This window comes from Edaphovirga cremea (assembly GCF_003332275.1).
Classification (GTDB): Bacteria; Pseudomonadota; Gammaproteobacteria; order Enterobacterales; family Enterobacteriaceae; genus Edaphovirga; species Edaphovirga cremea.
Genome location: NZ_QOVA01000002.1, coordinates 441,975 through 459,814 on the forward strand (window position 1 = coordinate 441,975; position 17,840 = coordinate 459,814).

Genomic DNA, 17,840 nt, shown 5'->3' on the forward strand with positions numbered 1-17,840 from the left:
TTGACGTTGATGACTAAGCCAGCTCGCCGCTAACCTGTGGGAAAATACGTTGATAGCCTTCGGCATATTTTATTTTCAGGTTTGAGTTACGGGATGCCTGTACGCCACGCTGCAACGCGACTCGTGTGTAGTATTCCCAGAGATGTTCCTGCGCAGCCATGGACTCAAAGGCTTTGCTCTTCTTCTCCCAGACTTCCGTGATATCCAGCAGCACCTCAGGTTTCCATTCGCACTGTTCTGGCTGGTGGGGTTCAAACAGGAATACCGGTGGCGCACCAATAATTTTCTTCTCCGGGCAATGGCCGTGAGCCTGGGCAATGATTCTCGCTTCTTGTGCGACGTATGTGGCCAGCGGATGGTCGAAGTTATAGGGGTCTTTCAGGGAGTGGGTCAGAACGAATTCAGGGTTAATGTCGCGATACAGATCTGCCAGATTAAACAGCACCTCATCGCTGATGCGCAGCGGGTAGTCCCCGGCGTCCATAAACAGGATGTTTTTCGCACCGAGAATTTCGGCGGCTTGCTGCGCTTCTCTTCTGCGCGCCTGTTTTACCGTCGCCATTTCCATACCCGGCTGACGCCACAGTTTGGCCGATTCCCCGCGTTCGCCAAAGGAGAGGCAGACGATAGTGATATCCCAACCGCGGGAGGCATACAGCGCAATGGCACCGCCAGCGCGCCAGACAAAGTCAGCAGAGTGTGCGCTGACGACTAATGCAGTTTTGGTTTTCGTGTTCATAGTGACTCCTCATCCTTTCTATTGATGTGGACACGTTAACAAGCGCTGGAGTAATGAAAAAGACGCAAAGCGTACTAGCTGATTTGCATTTTCCGCATAACAGAAAGGGAGCCGAAAGCGACTCTTTTCAAGGCAAGGCAGGGAGAGTGAGGGAGAGATCGACAGGATCAGGGAAGTGCTTCGTCACCAATACTTTGATGGAGGATCTCGATAGTGCGCTGTGCCAACGGTGTCAATTTGCGCTGCGCGGAAGTCGCCAGCACCACCCGGTTGAGAATGGGCGGTGACGTTGGAATTGCCACCAATCCCTCTGGACGATAGGGCGCGGCGAGGGCATTTGCCGGTAAAATCGCATAGCCGAAACCCTTCACCACCAAGGCCAGCAGGGAAGAGACGGCATCAATTTCCATCACTACATTCAGGCTGACATTATGCCGGGCGCACTCAATCTCAACCAGATTACGCAGCATATGCTGGCGGCTGGGGATAATCAGCGGATAGCGAGCCAGATCCTGCAAAGGGATAACCGTTTCAGAGGCAATGGCTGCCGACGCGGGAGCCACAAGGCACAGTTTTTCCGTCCACAGCAGTTGGTAATTCAGGTGGGTACTGGGTAACGGGTTGTACAGTAAGGCGATATCCAGTTCACCCAGTATCAGCCTCTTCTGGATCCAGTAGGTCAGGTTTTCTGTAATCGCCAACGAAGAGTCAGGAAACTCCGCAAAGAAAGCAGTCACCAGATCCACCGTCAACAATTTGCCCAGTGTCGGGGTCATCCCTACGGTCACCGTTCCTTTGAGAATTCCGCATTCACCCTGCAGGGCCAATTCTGCCACCTCAACCTGACGCAGAATTCCCTTGCCGTGCTCGACCAACTGACGTCCCGCAGGCGTTAACGTCACGCCGCGGCCATTGCGTTGCAGCAGGGTTTGGTTGAGATCTATTTCCAGTTGACGTACCTGACGGCTGACCACGGATTGCGATTGATCCAGCGTAAGGGATGCCTGAGTAAAGCTACCCAGTTCTGCGACCCGGATAAAACATTGTAGCCTTTTCAGATCCATGATCACTCAAGTCCCGCAATAATATGATTATATTATCCATTAGGATAAGCGGTTAATGAGAGAAGGCGCTGTGAAACGGTTCACAGATGCGGCTTCTGGAGATTTATATGGAAATTTATAAGCAACTCGCATTTGAACCGGTAACCGTCAAGGATATTGACGATCTAACAAGGATAATGAAACGCGCGTTTGATGAAGATACCCGCCGACACTTGGGAAAGGAGCAGGGCGGCCCTCCGGGCTATGACAATGGCGATTTTATTCGTGACTGGTATATCAACGCTAAAAGCGATGCCTATAAGGTTTTCCTTCACGGTACGTTAATTGGTGCTGTGAACATCTTTTGCTGGAAAGATAATGAGCGATTTTTAGGAAATATATTTATTGATCCCTCTTATCAAGATAAAGGGCTGGGATTTCTGGTCTGGCAATTCATTGAAAACAAATATCCGAATACCAGGAAATGGCAAACCGAAACGCCGGGATTTTCCACGAAAAATCATCATTTCTATATCAATAAATGCGGATTCGAATTTGCAAAAATCGAGAAGTTTGAAGGTGAGGCGCATTTCACTATTACCCTTGAGAAAAACATAATAATATCAATGCAATAAAATAATTTTAAGACACATAGGGAAATGCAAAGTAAGAGGTTTTTTTGCGCTACATCTTACTCTGCCTGCCTTAACTTCCCTGCTTTTGGCTATACCCCATATAGTCAATAATAGTATGAATAAAATCAGTGCCTGATAGTCGGTTCAATCCTCCTTTTGCGCAGGCATGTTCATCAAACTGCACCACGTTATCCTGCCGTATGCCATTACCACACAGTGCGACCGGCACGGGCTCACCGGTGTGTTCTTTGACTTCACAGGGCGTTGAATGATCGGCGGCCAGGGCCAGATAGGTATACTCAGGCAGATTATCCAGTATCAGGCCGACCATTTGATCAAAATGCTCAATGGCCGTGATTTTTTCAAAGGGCAGGTTATCGTGCCCGGCTAAATCGGTGGCCTTGAAGTGCAGAAAAACCAGATCGTTATTATCCAGCGCCAGCAATGCACGTTCAGCTTTCAACTGAAAATTTGAGCTGATATTGGCAGTAAACAGTGGATGACTGTGCGTGCTATAACCCAACAATTTCGCTACGCCCAGTACCGTGGTTTCGCCTGCGATGCAGCAACCGTTGAATCCGTATTTCTGTGGCACTGATGCCAGGGGTTGGCACCGGCCTGGACCCCGGGTCAGTATAAAGTTGGCAGGCAACAGTCCCTGCCGTTTGCGCTCGGTATTAATGGGGTGAGCATCCAGAATTGCATGGCTTTTATTGAGGAATAGCTGCATTAAATCAGCCATTTGCAGTGATTTCTCACTGTTGTCAATCGCCTGCGGTACGACATAAGGTTTGCCGTCATGTGGTGCCTTGGGGTCCGAGTCAGTAATATTTTCACTGAGATTAGCACCACGAAAAACCAATACTGCCCGATGCTCGGTCGCTGCCTGCATATAAGCAGTGACGTTATCAGAAAGCACCATGCCATTTACTGCGGCCACTAATTCAACCGTATTCTGATTAATCCGCCCAGCCCGGCGGTCAATAACAATGCCGTACTCATCGACCGTCGCCAAATTACAGCGAAATATCACGTCACCTGGTCGGGTATCCATTTCAATACCGTAAGCTTCAATCGGTCCCCTGCCGGGATAATCATCTGGCCGTCCACCAAATAACACCAGATGTCCCATATCTGTGCCAACGGGTATTCCTGGCGCAATCAAATCCATCATGCCACAAATCCCTTGTGACGCGACGCGATCAAGATTAGGTGTATGTGCTTTCTGTAAAGGCGTAAGTCCATTTAATAATGGGTGCGGGCGATCTCCCAATCCATCGGCAATAGCCACTATCGCTTTTCGATAATACATTTCTTAATCCTTAACCGGTAAATAGCCCAAGTACTTTAAACCAGGTAAACAGTGTAATGCTGATCACGCATGCCCCAATAAAGCAGGTCACCATGGCGTATTTTATTTGGTCCAATACACTGAAAAATCCGGTTGAGAAATAAATCGCATTCACTTTGGAGTGAGGTGGTAGCGTGATGGTATAAGTTGTTGTCAACGCAGCAGCGAGTGCCAGACCCACAGGATCCATGCCTAACGTTTTCGCCAGGGCGATAAAAGAGGGAATCAGGATCGTTACGCGTACTGTCTTGCTGGTAAAAATGAGGTGACTGTACATACTGATAAAAATCACGAGAATATAAACGGCGGTGTGGCTCATATTTTCCAGTCCCAAACTGGTCACCACTTTACCAATCAACCATTCTGCGCCTTTGGTTTTTTCAAGCGCATTTCCCGCAGCATAAGCCCCAGCCGCAAACAACATCAGGTCCCATTTTATATTGGCTTCAGGCCAGGATAGGATGCCAAACCGGGGCAGTAAACACCAGGTGGCCGCCATAATTGCGGTCATATACACACTGATTTTAAAACCAACCCAATCCTGATGATAATCTGAGGTCGCCCACAGCACGACGGTGATCAGAAATATAGTCAGGGTCTTGAATTCGATGGTGGAAATATTACCCATTGAATTCAGTTCACTGCTCAACCGCCCAATACCGTCACTGAAGGTTGCTTCACCTTTAAAAGAAAACAGCCGAAGACCAATAAAAAAGGTTATCGCCATCGTAATAATTGCCGTTGGCATACCGGCTAATAGCCAGTCCATATAACCAATCGAGGAACCTGTTAAGTCATTGATAAACCCCACGGCAATAATATTACCTGCCGTGGCGGTCATGACTCCAGAGGTTGCCAGTGCATCGGCCTGCACCCCTTGCAGCATCATAACGCGGCCTAAATTACTTTCCCCCGGTATGGCTTTATACACTTCAAGGAGAATAATACAGATAGGTACCATCAAGGTTGCACGGGCAGTCGTTGAAGGGACAAAGAATGCGAGGGCAAAGTTGATAAATACCAGAATAAATAGGGTCTTCTTGGGGGTTTTCCCAAACCTCGTTACCATAAATAGCGCAAAACGGCGTGCCAGATTAGATTTAATCATGGCCGAAGTTAATACAAAAGCTGAGACCATTAGCCAGATTACATCGTAACCCAGGGTACCCAGGACATTCTTCTCTGACCAGGTTCCCGTTACCGATAAGAGAATAATAACGATCAGTGAGGTAATGAAAATCGGGACAGGGCAGGTTACCCACATAATCAGCGCGAAAACAAATATCGCAATGGCCTTTTGTCCTTCAACCGGCAGTCCTGCCGGTTGCGGCATAAAATAGAGAAGTAAGAAACAAATGGCAGCCAAATAGAAGCCATATTTTTTCATCCAAGAATCAGGTTTGCCATTTTTTACTCCACTCGGATGGTGTTCATCACTCTTCAGAGCTTTGTTTTTCATTTTAATATCCCTGGCGTCATTTATGATCAGTCACTATAAAACCTAATGAGATAATCAGTTGTGTCTAAAATTCACTGTTACCTAATCATGAAGCCAGAGACTAATCAATTCCATTTTCATTGGATGATTATAGGTAAAATTTATAGCTGCTCTATTTTATGATCATAAATAAAAAAACAACCAAATATTAGTGAGATGTATCACAGAAGTAGGGAGTAACTCTCCCTACTCTAAATAGAGTAGGGTTTAATCTCTAAAAGAATGAATGATTCTTATTTATATTGTCTGTTTTTACTGCTTTGTTAAGAAATAATGAAGGGTTGGATAGGGAAAATAATAACAACACGGCGACCCGAGGGGAATTTTATGAATCTCACACGACTAAGGACATTTCTGGTATTAACCGAGTGCCTCAATTTCTCTGAAGCGGCGGAGATTCTGTACTGTAGCCAACCCACTGTCAGTATTCAGATTCGCACGCTGGAAGAGGAAATTGGCTGCACGCTGTTCGATCGTGTTGGGAAGAAATTGTATGTTAATCAGCAGGGTAATGAATTTAAAATCTATGCCACCCAAATGCTCAATATCTGGGCCGCCGCAAAGGAGAATGCGTTGAGGTCCCGTTCAGGAGAGTATGGATTATTGTCTTTTGGGGCCAGTAATTTTGTGGGAATTTATCTGCTGCCTATTCTGCTGTCCACATTCAAAAAAAAGCACACTAAAATAAAGATCAATATGCAGATCAGATCATCAGCAACGCTGTTAGGGCTGTTGGAAAAAAACGAAGTGGATTTCCTCATCCTTTCTGATCAAGTGAAAATAAATGAGACTATTTATCAGAAAAAAGATTTTTATCGCGATAGATTGATTTTGGTTGCGCCCAGTGAACACCCTTTGGCTCAGGTAACCTTATTGGATTTAAGTCAGTTGGAGGGATGCGTTTTATTATGGAAACCTGAGAATTCGTCTACCCGTATTTTTCTGGAGCAATTATTAAAAAATAATAACGTTTCGATTAAAAATCATATTGAAATAAGCAGTCTGGAGGCCATTAAACAAAGTGTTATTAACTCATTGGGTATTGCCTTTATTTCGGAGTCTGCGGTAAAGCAGGAACTTAATCATGGGCTGCTGACGGAGGTGTTTACTCCGCAGTTGAATATTAAACGCGGGGTGGTGTATGTCACTCGCAGGGATAAAATATTAACCCCTGTTGCCAGTAACTTTATTAAGCTGCTGGAGTCAATAAATCATAAAAATGATATCCAGCAAGCTTTGCTTAACTGGTCTTTGCAAAGCATTCCGGGTGAGAAAAAGTGTATACAGAGCGCTGTGACATCATGATTTGCACGGTCTTTCCAGAGAATTTGATACCCCGCCACAGAGGTAATCCCTGTGACGGGGGGCCTGCAACGCCAATTATTTAAGGTTTAGAGGACGCCAATTTAGCCTGCCAGGCCGGATATTCAGTTTTGAGAAGTTCTGCTGGCCAGGTGCCATACCATGAATAACCGGTACGTCTTTCCCGCGCTATCTCGCTGTACTCTTTCACCCTCACGCTGTCTCGGTTTGCCAATACCACGCTATTGTCTTTTAAATCGTAGAAGCGTGCCCACAACAGCGGCGCACTCGGATCTTTCACCTGGCGGCGATCTTTGTCAGAGGAGTGCCACTCGTACTTCTCGGGTTTGGCGCTGAAATTTTCGATTCTTAATCCGGTCAGTGCCGAACGCTGTAACCAGGCTGCCCCATCGTTGATGCTGGCGATAATTTCCGGGGAAGGATTTTCTATACGCATCAAATAGCGCAACACTTCGACGGTTTCTTGCGACACGATAGAAGGGAGTTCATAGGATCGTCCCATCATCGGTTCCAGCGTTTCATTATTATACTGACCCGCCCAGCCGGTTTTAACTCCATTTTGAACGACCTGAAGTTTGAGTAAACAGGCATCGCCATTCGCGATCGCCTGCTCAATCTTTCCACGCAGTTGGCTATCCACAAAATCATAGCGTTCAGGTTCAGCAATAACTTGGCGCAGGGTAGAGAGCACCCCGGAGGTCACTTCATCCGCGATAGTAATATAGGCGTGATATTTCTCTTTGGGAGGCAGCGTATGCGGCCAACCACCGCACTGGGTATTTTGCAGCGACAACATATACTGCAACCCTTTCAGGCTGGCATCCTTATATGCAGGATTTTTCGTTATCTGCCAGGCATTGGCGAGATAAGCGATTTGTGTGTAGGTATTTCGATTGTCAAGTGACAACTTTGGATCGGATTTCATCGCAGTGAATGCGCTGATTTCTTCTGGTGTCAAAATGCGTGCCGGATCCTGATTTTCAATCCATCCACCGTTATCTTTTTGATAAAGAAGTATATTATTTGAAATCGCCGTAACGTCTTCAGGTGCATAACGCGCATAATCTTTGCCATTTTTATTTTGATAATGGTGTATCGCGTCGTAAAAACCGTCCAATGAGGTCGTCGTTTTGGTGTCAGCGTAGGCATGCGTCGTTATCAGCATGACGGAGAAAACAGTCAGTAAAAACTTCGGTTTCATTAATAGCTCCCTTTCAGTTGTTTTTCTGGCAGGCAGACTATAACGACTCTTTTCGTTTAAAAAACAAATGATTGTCACATTAAGAAACTGTTTATTAAATAAAATGAAATAGCAGTTTGTTTTTATTGTAGAAACAAATGCCTCAAGTTGATGGCGAAGTATGAGGTTAAATACTCTATTTCAATGAATATGCAACCAGATGATAGTTAGTGGTATTTGCGTCACCAAGAGTGAAAATTCACAACTTCTTCCTAATCTTTAATCAAAGGCTCAATAGGGAAGATGACGGTTTTTTTATTAAAAAAATACAAGAAGTTACATTAATCATTTCAGCTAGTGAGCAACCATTGAGCGTTCATTCTGGAAGATTCCTCGCAAGAACCGACTGTCTAGCCTGTTCATCGGCCCCATTGAACGGTATCATTCCTGGAATTGGTAATGCCAATCATTAGCATTACGAAATGGGATTTCTATATCCACAATTCTCAGGAGAGAAAATGCGATTACGTTCAGCCTTATTTTCGTCATTGTTGACAGCAACTTTTGCCCTGACCGGGTGTGATGATTCCGCAGCAAAACCAGAAGCCTCAGCCAAGATCAGCATTGAACATGCACAGGGTACGACGCAGGTTCCGCTTAATCCGCAGAAAGTGATCATACTGAACCCGATGATGCTGGATAACGCCGACGCCCTGCACATCAAGGTGGCCGGTGTTCCGCAAACCAGTACGCATCTGCCCGCATTTTTATCCAGATACAGCGGGTCTGAGTATATGAACGACGGTACCCTGTTTGAGCCGGATTATGAAGCGCTCAGTCAGGCGAAACCCGATCTGATCATCGCAGGTGGCCGTGCCAATGATGCTTATGACAAGCTCAGCGCCATCGCACCCACCATTTCGCTGGATCTGGATCCCCAGCACTTTACCCAGAGCCTGAGCCATCGCACAGAGCAACTGGCATCAATATTTGGCAAAGAAGAAGAGGCGAAGACGCTGCTGGACAAATTCACCGCACAGATAGACGGCATCAAGCAGAAATCGGCTAACGCGGGATCGGCAATGGTATTGATGATCAGCGGTGGCAAAATGTCGGCTTACACCCCGGGTTCCCGTTTCGGCTTTGTTTTTGACGATCTGGGATTCAAACCTGCGGCTACGTTTGCTGAATCAGGTCGTCACGGCAATGTGGTGACCTCTGAATTTATTCTTAATGCCAACCCTGACTGGCTGTTCGTACTTGACCGTGACAATGCCATTGGCCGTACTGAAGGGCAATCCGCGCAACAGATCCTCGATAACCCGCTGATCAATAAAACCAAGGCGTGGCAGAACAATCGCATTATTTATCTCGATTCCGCCTCGCTTTACATTGCGGGTGGGATACAGAGTTACACGCTGCTGATGGATAAAGTGAATGCGGCTCTGGATAAGCAAGCGTCAGCGCAATAATTCTTATCAATGAAAAATTTAAGCTTTGTAGCAGGTCTGGTTATTTTACTGGGCCTGATGGCATGTAGCCTGTTCATTGGCGCTGGGCATGTCACTCTGGCGAATCTCTGGTCGGATCCGGACATGCGCGACATATTTTTAATCAGTCGCGTACCCCGCACGCTGGCATTGGTTCTTGCTGGCAGTGCCATGAGCGTTGCCGGGCTAATCATGCAGATGCTGACACAGAACCGCTTTGTCGAGCCTTCAATTGCGGGTACTACCCAGTCGGCCAGTCTTGGTTTACTGCTGGTGATGGTGTTCAGCCCGTCGGCCCCGGTGATGGTGAAAATGCTGGTGGCAACGGTATTCGCCATGGGCGGTACCGCGCTTTTTATGCTGTTGCTGGCACGGATGAGGATGAAATCGGCGCTGATGGTGCCGCTTACCGGCATCATGCTGGGCGCTGTATTCAGTGCGGTGACAACGTTTCTGGCGATGGAGTTCGACCTTCTGCAATCATTGGGCAGTTGGGAATCCGGTGATTTTTCTGGCGTATTGCAGGGCCGCTATGAGTTGCTCTGGATCGTTGGCGCACTGACGCTGATTGCGTGCCTGATCGCCGATCGTTTTACCGTTGCAGGCATGGGGCGAGATTTCTCGGTCAATGTCGGCCTGAATTATCAGCGGGTGATGCTGGTGGGAATGTCGATCATCGCCATCATCAGTGGTGTTGTGGTGGTCGTGATTGGTGTGCTTCCTTTTCTGGGTTTGATTGTCCCGAATATTGTCAGCATGGCAATGGGCGATAATCTACGTCGAACCATTCCGTGGGTGAGCCTTTGCGGCGGCGGGCTGGTGGTTTTATGCGACATTATTGGCCGGTTAATCAGTTACCCCTTTGAAATCCCTGCCAGCGTGATCCTGGGAGCCATCGGCGCGCTCGTTTTCCTGTTATTAATTGTTAGGACCAAACGTCATGCAGGTTGAGGAATATCCGTCAAAAGACCATCTGCTGCCCGGGACAAACAGAACGTTAAGCGTACCGGCAAAGCGGTTACTGCTATTGGGCGTAATTGCGCTTGTGGTTATTGTCATTTTCATGACGATCAATCTGGGTGGAAACATTCAGTACATTCTGATCCATCGCGGGCTGATTTTAGCCACGATGCTGTTGGTCGCTTTTGCTTCCGGCGTTGCCACCGTTTTATTTCAGACCGTCACCAATAACCGCATTTTAACGCCCTCGGTCATGGGATTGGAGGCGCTGTTTATTCTCATCCAGACGCTATTGATATTCTTTATCGATGCCAATGGCTTTCGGGTTTTGGGTGTTACCGGGAAGTTTCTCTGTGAATCGGCGCTGCTGGTGCTGTTCTCGGTGTTTCTTTACCGCTGGCTGTTGACGGGCGTGGGGATCAATCTGCACAAGGTGCTGTTGATCGGGCTGGTGTGCGGCACGCTGTTCCGCAGTATCTCCAGCCTTATGCAGCGCCTTCTCTCACCCGGCGAATTTGCCATCCTTCAGGGACGCGTTTTCGCTACCTTTACCCGTGCCGCACCGGAAATTATTGCTGTGTCGGCCGGGATCACGGTGCTTGTGGCGCTGGCCGTCTGGCGGATGCGCCATTGCCTTGATGTGATTGCGCTGGGCAGAAACAGCGCGGTTAATCTGGGTGTCGCGTACCAGAAAAAAATCACCGTCATTCTCCTTCTGGTTTCGCTGCTGGTCGCCATGTCGACGGCGCTGGTGGGGCCGCTGACATTTTTAGGCTTGCTTATCGCCAATCTGGCCTATCCGATTATGGGGACGTTCCGCCATCAATATTTGCTGCCGGGGGTTTTCCTGCTGGGGGCGATTACGCTGGTCGGCGGGCAATTGATCCTCGAGCGCTTATTGAACATGTCGGGAACGTTGTCAGTGGTCATTGAATTTGTTGGCGGCGCGCTGTTTATTTATCTGTTAATTAAAAAGGCACCGGTGTGATTGAAATAAAGGATATCAATAAAAAATACCAGGATACCGCGGTACTCAGTCAAATAAACGAGACCATTCCTTCCGGCGGTATCACCTCAATCATCGGGCCAAATGGCGCGGGAAAATCGACGCTATTGTCGATCATGAGTCGTCTTCTTGAAGCTGACCTTGGCACCGTACAGATCAATGGGCTGGATGTGGCGAAAACCCCAGGGGACAAGCTCGCGACCATTCTTTCCGTGCTGCGGCAGGAGAATCATTTCACCAGCCGCCTGACGGTAGCGGATTTGGTGGGTTTTGGTCGCTATCCCTACTCGAAGGGGCGGCTAAACGAAAACGATCGCCAGCATATTGATGCCGCGATGGCGTTCCTTAATCTGATTCCCCTGAAAGATCGTTACCTTGACGAACTTTCGGGCGGGCAGCGGCAGCGTGCCTATGTTGCCATGGTGCTTTGCCAGGATACGAAGTATATCCTGCTGGACGAACCCCTGAATAATCTGGATATGAAACATAGCGTGGCGATGATGAAGCAACTGCGGCGTGCCGCCGACGAACTGCAAAAAACCATCATACTGGTGATCCATGACATCAATTTTGCCTCGGCGTATTCCGACCACATTATTGCGATGAAAAACGGTGAGGTTATCGTCAGGGGGACACCGGCGGAGATCATGAAACCGGACGTGCTTGAAGAGATTTTTGACATAAAAATCAATATAGAAACAGTGCAGGATCAGCATATCGCTGTTTACTACCGTTGAGTTTGAGATGGGCCGTGATGTTTGGGGTGATAAATGAAATAATATCCCTCACCTTTGTCATGTTGGCGCCCGCGTTATGGTCTGGTGGGTTGTCTGCTCGTTGCCTTAAACCCGGATAGTCATGTCTCTTGTTGATGCGTTTAAACGTTCCGAATTCGTTCATTTACGTGGCGATGTGATTGCCCAGGTAGGGGACGATCACGGTGATATCACGGTCATCGATGACAAGGAATACCGTATACTGAGTTTTGATTCGATTTTCGAACAAAGCAAAATGCACAAAGGTTCGCCTGCGCTCCCGGTTCATAACTACATTAAAGCCATGCTGATGGTACTTGCCCTGACTTCCCCGCAGCGGGTTTTGCATCTGGGGCTGGGGGGCGGTGGTCTGGTGCGTTCGCTCCATGCCTGGAGCGAGGGGATCGTCATGGATGTCGTGGAGTTGCGGTCTGCGGTGGTGTCGGTGGCCCGGCAATATTTCTGCTTACCGGACAGCGACAACATTCGTTATCTGATTGACGATGCGGGTGCCTTTATTAATAAAGAGGAGCACGCCGGCGTCTACGATCTGATTTTCTCGGATCTCTATTCGGCCGATGCGATGGCCGAAGTGCAGGCGAAGGGCAATTTTCTGGCGGCCTGCGCAGACCGCCTCAGTGCTGACGGCTGGCTGGTCATGAATTACCATTCGCGGCCTGGGCGTAATTCACTTCTCTCCCATGCGTTGTTTACGCTGTTCGAAACGGTCATGTATTGCACCACGCCGAGTGGGAATGTGGTGATGTATGCCTGCAAATCATCCTGCGATACCCCGTTGCGAGAAATACAACGGCAGGCCAGGGCGGTAGGCAAAAGATTCGGCGGTGACTTTGAGACTCTGGTACCAAGACTGGCGTTTTGGCCACGACCTTTCTAGAGCCTATCCCAATAGGACTATTTTATTTGCCATTTTGAACCCGGGCAGTGCTCAGAACCCAAACCTATAAGCCATACCTTTTCGGAAATAGTGCTCCTGGAAACGTATCTTCCACCCCCATCTTGGATCATCACGCCAAACGTTCATTGTTTACTTATGTAAAACAACAAGTTAGCTGATTGTTTTGTCATCGCCACTGCACTTGACGCAGGGCGCGTTAATCTTTTTAGCCAAATCTTAAAATTTTTTTATGTCCAAGAGATTGAAACGCGATCGTGGTCTCTGTTTCCTTGCAGTAATAGTACTATAATGAAACAATAAACCAATAAAAATGAAATATTGTTTCATTTATAATTGCGTATGTGCGCGGTTAAGCGGGTATAATTGGAAACATATTGGAAATCCTGTCATTGGCATTAAGAAAATTAATATCTCGAGTATTGGTCGGTAATTAGTGAACCGATATTAAACTGAAGATTCAGGGATCGTATCATGAAAACATTAGACGAGTTTATTGTCGAGAAACAACAAGAATTCTCTCAGGCTACCGGAGATTTGACGGCACTGCTTTCCGCCATAAAATTGGGTGCGAAAATCATTAACCGGGATATCAATAAAGCCGGTTTGCTGGATATTTTGGGTGAGACGGGTTCTCGCGGTGAAGTTCAGATGAACCTGGACTTGCATGCGAACGAAAAGCTCAAGGCTGCACTGAAAGCGCGTGGTGAAGTGGCCGGTATCGCTTCGGAAGAAGAAGAGAAAATTGTCATTTTTAACAATGAACGCTCGCAAAATGGCAAATACGTTATTTTGATGGCTCCGCTTGATGGCGCAGAAAATGTTGAGGTCAACGTCACCGTTGGCACTATTTTCTCAATTTATCGCCGTATCAGCCCCGTAGGGCAACCCGCGACTGAAGAGGATTTCCTGCAACCGGGGAATCGTCAGGTTGCTGCCGGCTATGTCGTTTACGGCTCATCAACCATGCTGGTTTACACCACGGGTTACGGTGTTCATGCCTTTACTTATGATCCTTCCCTGGGCGTTTTCTGCTTGTCACATGAAAAAGTACGCTATCCAGAAAAGGGGACGATGTACTCCGTCAATCAGGGGAATTACATCAAATTCCCCGCGGGCGTGAAGAAATACATCAAATATTGCCAGGAACAGGATGAAGCGACCCTGCGCCCTTACCACTCCCGTTATATCGGTTCTTTGGTTGCCGACTTCCATCGTAATCTGCTGAAAGGCGGTATCTTCATGTACCCAAGCACGGCCAGTTTCCCACAGGGTAAACTGCGTTTGTTGTATGAGTGCAACCCAATGGCATTCCTGTCAGAACAGGCTGGCGGCAAAGGCAGTGATGGAACGGGCCGTATTCTGGATATAACTCCAGAGCAGTTGCACCAACGTTCCCCATTCTTTGTTGGCGTCTGTTCGATGGTTGATGATGCCGAGCGTTTTATTGCCCAAAACCCAGAGTAAGCATCTGCGACGTGCTGAAACAGAAAGGCCAGAGTTCCGTGGAATACAGAACTCTGGCCTTGTCGTTTTTGGAACCGAATCGCTTTTTACTGAACCGGCAGATTATCTGACGATGATCCCCAGTAAGATCCCCAGCGCGCCAAAGTCGGCATCACTGAACGTCGTATTGGCAAAACCGATATTACCCAATACTGGCAGCAGGAATACGGGCAGGAAGGTAATCAACAAGCCCTGGGCAAACGCCCCCAGAATCGCGCCACGTCGACCGCCGGTGGCATTGCCAAATACCCCAGCCGCTGCACCAACGAAGAAGTGCGGAACCACGCCTGGAATAATCACCGTCATGTTCATCAGATACAACGCGAACATACCGATGAGACCCGCGGCAAAGCTACTCAGGAAGCCAACCAATACCGCATTGGGTGCGTAAGGGAAGACGACCGGGCAATCCAGCGCGGGTTTCGCGTTAGGCACCAGTTTGTCGGAGATCCCTTTAAATGCTGGCACGATCTCGGCAATAACCATCCGCACACCTTGCAGAATGATGTACACGCCTGCGGCAAAGGTAATGGATTGCATCAACGAGAACATGAACCAGTTTTTGCCGCCACTCAGGCTTTTCACCACTTCCGGCCCGGCGAACAGGCAGGTCACGATGAAAATGATACACATGGTAAAGGAGATGGCGACCGGGGTATCACGCAAGAACAGCAGACTTTTCGGCACGTTCATGTCTTCAGTCGAGTGTTCTTTGTTGCCAAACTTGCTGCCGATAAAACCGGCCAAAACATAAGACAGGGTCGAGAAGTGGCCAATTGCCACGTCATCAGAACCCGTGACCTTTTTCATATAAGGGTGGGCAATGGCCGGGAAGAACACCATCGCAACCCCCACCACCAGCGAACCGATGGCAATCAGCGTTACGCCGCTGATTCCAGCCGTTGCCAGAATCACTGCCACCATCATCGACATAAACAGCGTGTGGTGACCCGTCAGGAAGATAAATTTCCATGGCGTAAAGCGGGCAATCAGAATGTTGATCACCATGGCGAAGAACATAATCATCGCCATTTCTTTACCAAAACTCTTCTGTGCCACAGAAACAATCGCTTCGTTATTCGGCACTACGCCCTGAATACCGAAGGCGTGTTGGAAGATATTGGCAAAATCGCCCAGAGAAGAAACGACCAACCCAGCACCCGCACCCAAAATAACAAAACCCATGATGGTTTTTACGGTGCCCTTGATACATTCAGTCACCGGTTTTTTCTGGGCAATCAGGCCGATTAACGCGATCAGACCAACCAATATGGCCGGTTCAGAAAGAACGTCACTCATTAAAAAGCGAAAGAAATCCATATCAGCCTCCTGTTACAGCGCGCCTAATTCAGTCAATGCCACTGACAAACGTTCTTTCATGGCTTTTTTGTCAATCATGTTATCGAGGGCAACGATTTTGCCACCCACGGCCTGGGCGACCAATTGCTCGGCAATATCTTTGGTACCGATGAAAATATCGCTCGCAGTCCCTTTTGCAGAGCCAAGATCGACATGATCCACATCAGCGCTGACGGCCAATTCTTTCAGGATATTTTTGATGCTGATTTCCATCATCAGGCTGGTACCCAAACCATTTCCGCAAACAACTGTAATTTTCATTTCTATCCCCTTGAAATTGTAATCTGTACCGAATGCCGTAATTAATAGCGCGCAATGACTGACAGGATATCTTGCTGCGTTTTGGCATTGAGTAAGGTCTGTACATCGTTATCGTTGTCGAACAATTGAGCGAGTTGGGAAATAGCCTCGATATGGCTATTGCTGTCCGTCGCCGCCAACACTATGAGCAGTTTTACCGGGTCGTTACCTTCTGCATTGAACGTGACGCCCGCGGAAATAACGGTTAATGCCAAAGAAAGCCTATTCACCCCTTCTTCGGGGCGCGCATGGGGCATCGCAATGCCGGGGCCAACCACGTAGTAAGGGCCGATGGCCTCATGGGAGCGATAAATTGCCTCGACATAACGTGCTTCGATGGAGCCATTATCAATCAGCGGTTTGCAGGAAATTGCGATGGCGTCACGCCAGTCCTTGGCCTGACTGACCACCTGAACAACGTCTGGCGTTAACAGTGTTTTTAACATGATATTTATGACCCCCGGTGACTATTAGCGCAGAGAGTAGATTTTTATTGCAGCTATTGATGTGATGAATATCTCATTTGGTAGCGCTATCTGATAGCGCTACCAAGAAATGTGATAGCGCTATCATTTGTCGCGCCTTCGGCTTTGGCTATCGCCAGTTAAGCCATATACAATGCGTGCTATTGTGGTGAAAAGGTTCGAAGTGGCCTGTTTAAGCAAAACGGGATATTTTAGGCAGACAGGAAATCAGCATGGAAAAAACGCGTAAGCGCCGTAATACCGGGCGGGTGACTCTACAAGAAGTGGCGAATTATGCCGGTGTTGGGCCAATGACGGTTTCCAGGGCACTGCGAACGCCGGAGCAGGTTTCTGACAAATTGCGTGAGATAATAGAGCGGGCGGTTGAAACGCTCGGATACATTCCCAACCGTGCGGCGGGCGCGCTGGCATCAGGGCACAGTGATACCGTCGCCGTTCTGATTCCCTCATTAACCGACAAAGCCAGTTCGAGATTCATGCAGGCGCTGCAAGAGATTCTGAATAAAAACGAGTTTCAGCTATTACTCGGCTGCCACGAATATAACCAGAGCAAAGAAACGGAAATTCTGATGACGCTGCTGCAAAGTAACCCGGCGGCGGTGGTGATTTTTGGCTCACAATTGGCCGAAAAAACCTATCAACTGCTTGAGCGGGCGAATATACCCACCGTCAATGTAGTTGGGTCATATTTTAAAGCGGCGAAAATCACCTTCGAGGCGGCGTTCTTTGAGTCGGCCTATGAAATTACCCGCCATCTCCTGGAGCGGGGTTATAACAATATTGGTTTTATCGGTGCCCATATGGATAACCGATTGCAGCGTCAGCAATTGAACGGTTGGCATAAGGCGATGCTGGAACACTACAAAAATGCCGATCAAACCGTCACCACACCAGACACCGCCAGCTTGCAGTTTGGCCGCTATGCCCTGACGGAGATACTGCACCGCCAACCGGAATTGGATGCGGTGATTTGCAGCCATGAAGATATTGCTCTCGGGGTGCTGTTTGAATGTCAGCGGCGACTGTTGAAGATCCCGGGCAATATTGCGGTCGCTTGTCTGGATGGCTCCGACAGTTGTGATCAAACCCACCCAACACTGACCTCCATGCGCATTGATTACCAAAAAATGGGGAGAGAGGCAGGCAAGATGCTGATCGACATGCTCAATGATAATGAGGAGGGTGGAGAGGATGATGAAACCCTGAGTCAATCATTCAGCTACAAATTCGAGCCGCGGCAAAGTACCTGAAAACGTCGCAATAGAACCCAAAAAACCACCAAAAGGCCAGCATC

17 protein-coding genes are annotated in these 17,840 nt (G+C 48.1%); 9 read left to right on the plus strand and 8 right to left on the minus strand.

Translation table 11 applies throughout. The features are described from left to right. Positions 1–13 precede the first annotated feature (13 nt). Positions 14–739 carry a PIG-L deacetylase family protein gene (locus DRI82_RS04925; protein WP_114192369.1) on the minus strand — a complete coding sequence of 242 codons (726 nt, stop codon included), beginning with the start codon at positions 737–739 and terminating at the stop codon, positions 14–16. A gap of 167 nt (positions 740–906) precedes the next feature. After that, positions 907–1,803 (minus strand): LysR family transcriptional regulator, encoded by an 897-nt coding sequence (locus DRI82_RS04930; RefSeq protein WP_114192370.1) that lies wholly within the window; start codon positions 1,801–1,803, stop codon positions 907–909. A gap of 107 nt (positions 1,804–1,910) precedes the next feature. Between DRI82_RS04930 and DRI82_RS04935 the strand changes: the two genes are divergently transcribed. Then, positions 1,911–2,417 (plus strand): GNAT family N-acetyltransferase, encoded by a 507-nt coding sequence (locus DRI82_RS04935; protein ID WP_114192371.1) that lies wholly within the window; start codon positions 1,911–1,913, stop codon positions 2,415–2,417. Between the two features lie 70 nt (positions 2,418–2,487). Here the strand turns inward: DRI82_RS04935 and apgM are convergent, their stop codons facing one another. Next, a complete protein-coding gene (apgM, locus tag DRI82_RS04940) occupies positions 2,488–3,729 on the minus strand; it encodes a 2,3-bisphosphoglycerate-independent phosphoglycerate mutase (protein ID WP_114192372.1) in 1,242 nt (413 codons plus the stop codon). Positions 3,730–3,739: 10 nt separating this feature from the next. After that, positions 3,740–5,227 (minus strand): SLC13 family permease, encoded by a 1,488-nt coding sequence (locus DRI82_RS04945; protein WP_114192373.1) that lies wholly within the window; start codon positions 5,225–5,227, stop codon positions 3,740–3,742. A 366-nt stretch (positions 5,228–5,593) separates the two neighbouring features. Here DRI82_RS04945 and DRI82_RS04950 point away from each other — a divergent pair, with 366 nt between their 5' ends. Then, positions 5,594–6,571 (plus strand): LysR family transcriptional regulator, encoded by a 978-nt coding sequence (locus DRI82_RS04950; protein ID WP_170138669.1) that lies wholly within the window; start codon positions 5,594–5,596, stop codon positions 6,569–6,571. 79 nt (positions 6,572–6,650) lie between these two features. Here the strand turns inward: DRI82_RS04950 and pelA are convergent, their stop codons facing one another. Beyond that, positions 6,651–7,790, minus strand: a complete 1,140-nt coding sequence (pelA, locus tag DRI82_RS04955; RefSeq protein ID WP_114192375.1) for a pectate lyase — start codon at positions 7,788–7,790, stop codon at positions 6,651–6,653. 497 nt (positions 7,791–8,287) lie between these two features. Between pelA and DRI82_RS04960 the strand changes: the two genes are divergently transcribed. The 6 genes from DRI82_RS04960 to fbp all read left to right on the plus strand — a co-directional run bounded on the left by DRI82_RS04960 (position 8,288) and on the right by fbp (position 14,363). Further along, complete coding sequence (locus tag DRI82_RS04960) at positions 8,288–9,241, plus strand: siderophore ABC transporter substrate-binding protein (protein WP_114192376.1); 954 nt, start codon at positions 8,288–8,290, stop codon at positions 9,239–9,241. A 9-nt stretch (positions 9,242–9,250) separates the two neighbouring features. Next, a complete protein-coding gene (locus DRI82_RS04965) occupies positions 9,251–10,210 on the plus strand; it encodes an ABC transporter permease (protein ID WP_114192377.1) in 960 nt (319 codons plus the stop codon). Then, entirely contained in the window at positions 10,200–11,207 is a 1,008-nt protein-coding gene (locus DRI82_RS04970; RefSeq protein WP_114192378.1) for an iron chelate uptake ABC transporter family permease subunit, read from the plus strand. The genes DRI82_RS04965 and DRI82_RS04970 overlap by 11 nt, the downstream gene beginning before the upstream one ends. Further along, the gene (locus DRI82_RS04975; RefSeq protein WP_114192379.1) at positions 11,204–11,962 is read left to right on the plus strand and encodes an iron ABC transporter ATP-binding protein; all 759 of its coding nucleotides are present in this window, start codon (positions 11,204–11,206) and stop codon (positions 11,960–11,962) included. Before DRI82_RS04970 ends, DRI82_RS04975 begins: the two co-directional genes overlap by 4 nt. A gap of 121 nt (positions 11,963–12,083) precedes the next feature. Further along, positions 12,084–12,878 carry a spermidine synthase gene (locus tag DRI82_RS04980; protein WP_114192380.1) on the plus strand — a complete coding sequence of 265 codons (795 nt, stop codon included), beginning with the start codon at positions 12,084–12,086 and terminating at the stop codon, positions 12,876–12,878. A 492-nt stretch (positions 12,879–13,370) separates the two neighbouring features. After that, the gene (fbp, locus tag DRI82_RS04985) at positions 13,371–14,363 is read left to right on the plus strand and encodes a class 1 fructose-bisphosphatase (RefSeq protein ID WP_114192381.1); all 993 of its coding nucleotides are present in this window, start codon (positions 13,371–13,373) and stop codon (positions 14,361–14,363) included. A gap of 102 nt (positions 14,364–14,465) precedes the next feature. On the opposite strand, the gene DRI82_RS04990 is transcribed toward fbp, so the two are convergent. Genes DRI82_RS04990 through DRI82_RS05000 form a run of 3 tightly spaced genes read right to left on the minus strand, consistent with a single transcriptional unit; the run spans position 14,466 to position 16,507 of the window. Then, on the minus strand, positions 14,466–15,722 hold the full coding sequence (locus tag DRI82_RS04990) for a PTS ascorbate transporter subunit IIC (RefSeq protein ID WP_114192382.1): 1,257 nt from the start codon (positions 15,720–15,722) through the stop codon (positions 14,466–14,468). A 12-nt stretch (positions 15,723–15,734) separates the two neighbouring features. Next, a complete protein-coding gene (locus DRI82_RS04995) occupies positions 15,735–16,022 on the minus strand; it encodes a PTS sugar transporter subunit IIB (protein ID WP_114192383.1) in 288 nt (95 codons plus the stop codon). A gap of 41 nt (positions 16,023–16,063) precedes the next feature. Beyond that, the gene (locus DRI82_RS05000) at positions 16,064–16,507 is read right to left on the minus strand and encodes a PTS sugar transporter subunit IIA (RefSeq protein WP_114192384.1); all 444 of its coding nucleotides are present in this window, start codon (positions 16,505–16,507) and stop codon (positions 16,064–16,066) included. A gap of 251 nt (positions 16,508–16,758) precedes the next feature. On the opposite strand from DRI82_RS05000, the gene DRI82_RS05005 reads away from it, so the two are divergent. Next, positions 16,759–17,796 (plus strand): LacI family DNA-binding transcriptional regulator, encoded by a 1,038-nt coding sequence (locus DRI82_RS05005; protein ID WP_114192385.1) that lies wholly within the window; start codon positions 16,759–16,761, stop codon positions 17,794–17,796. Positions 17,797–17,840 lie beyond the last annotated feature (44 nt).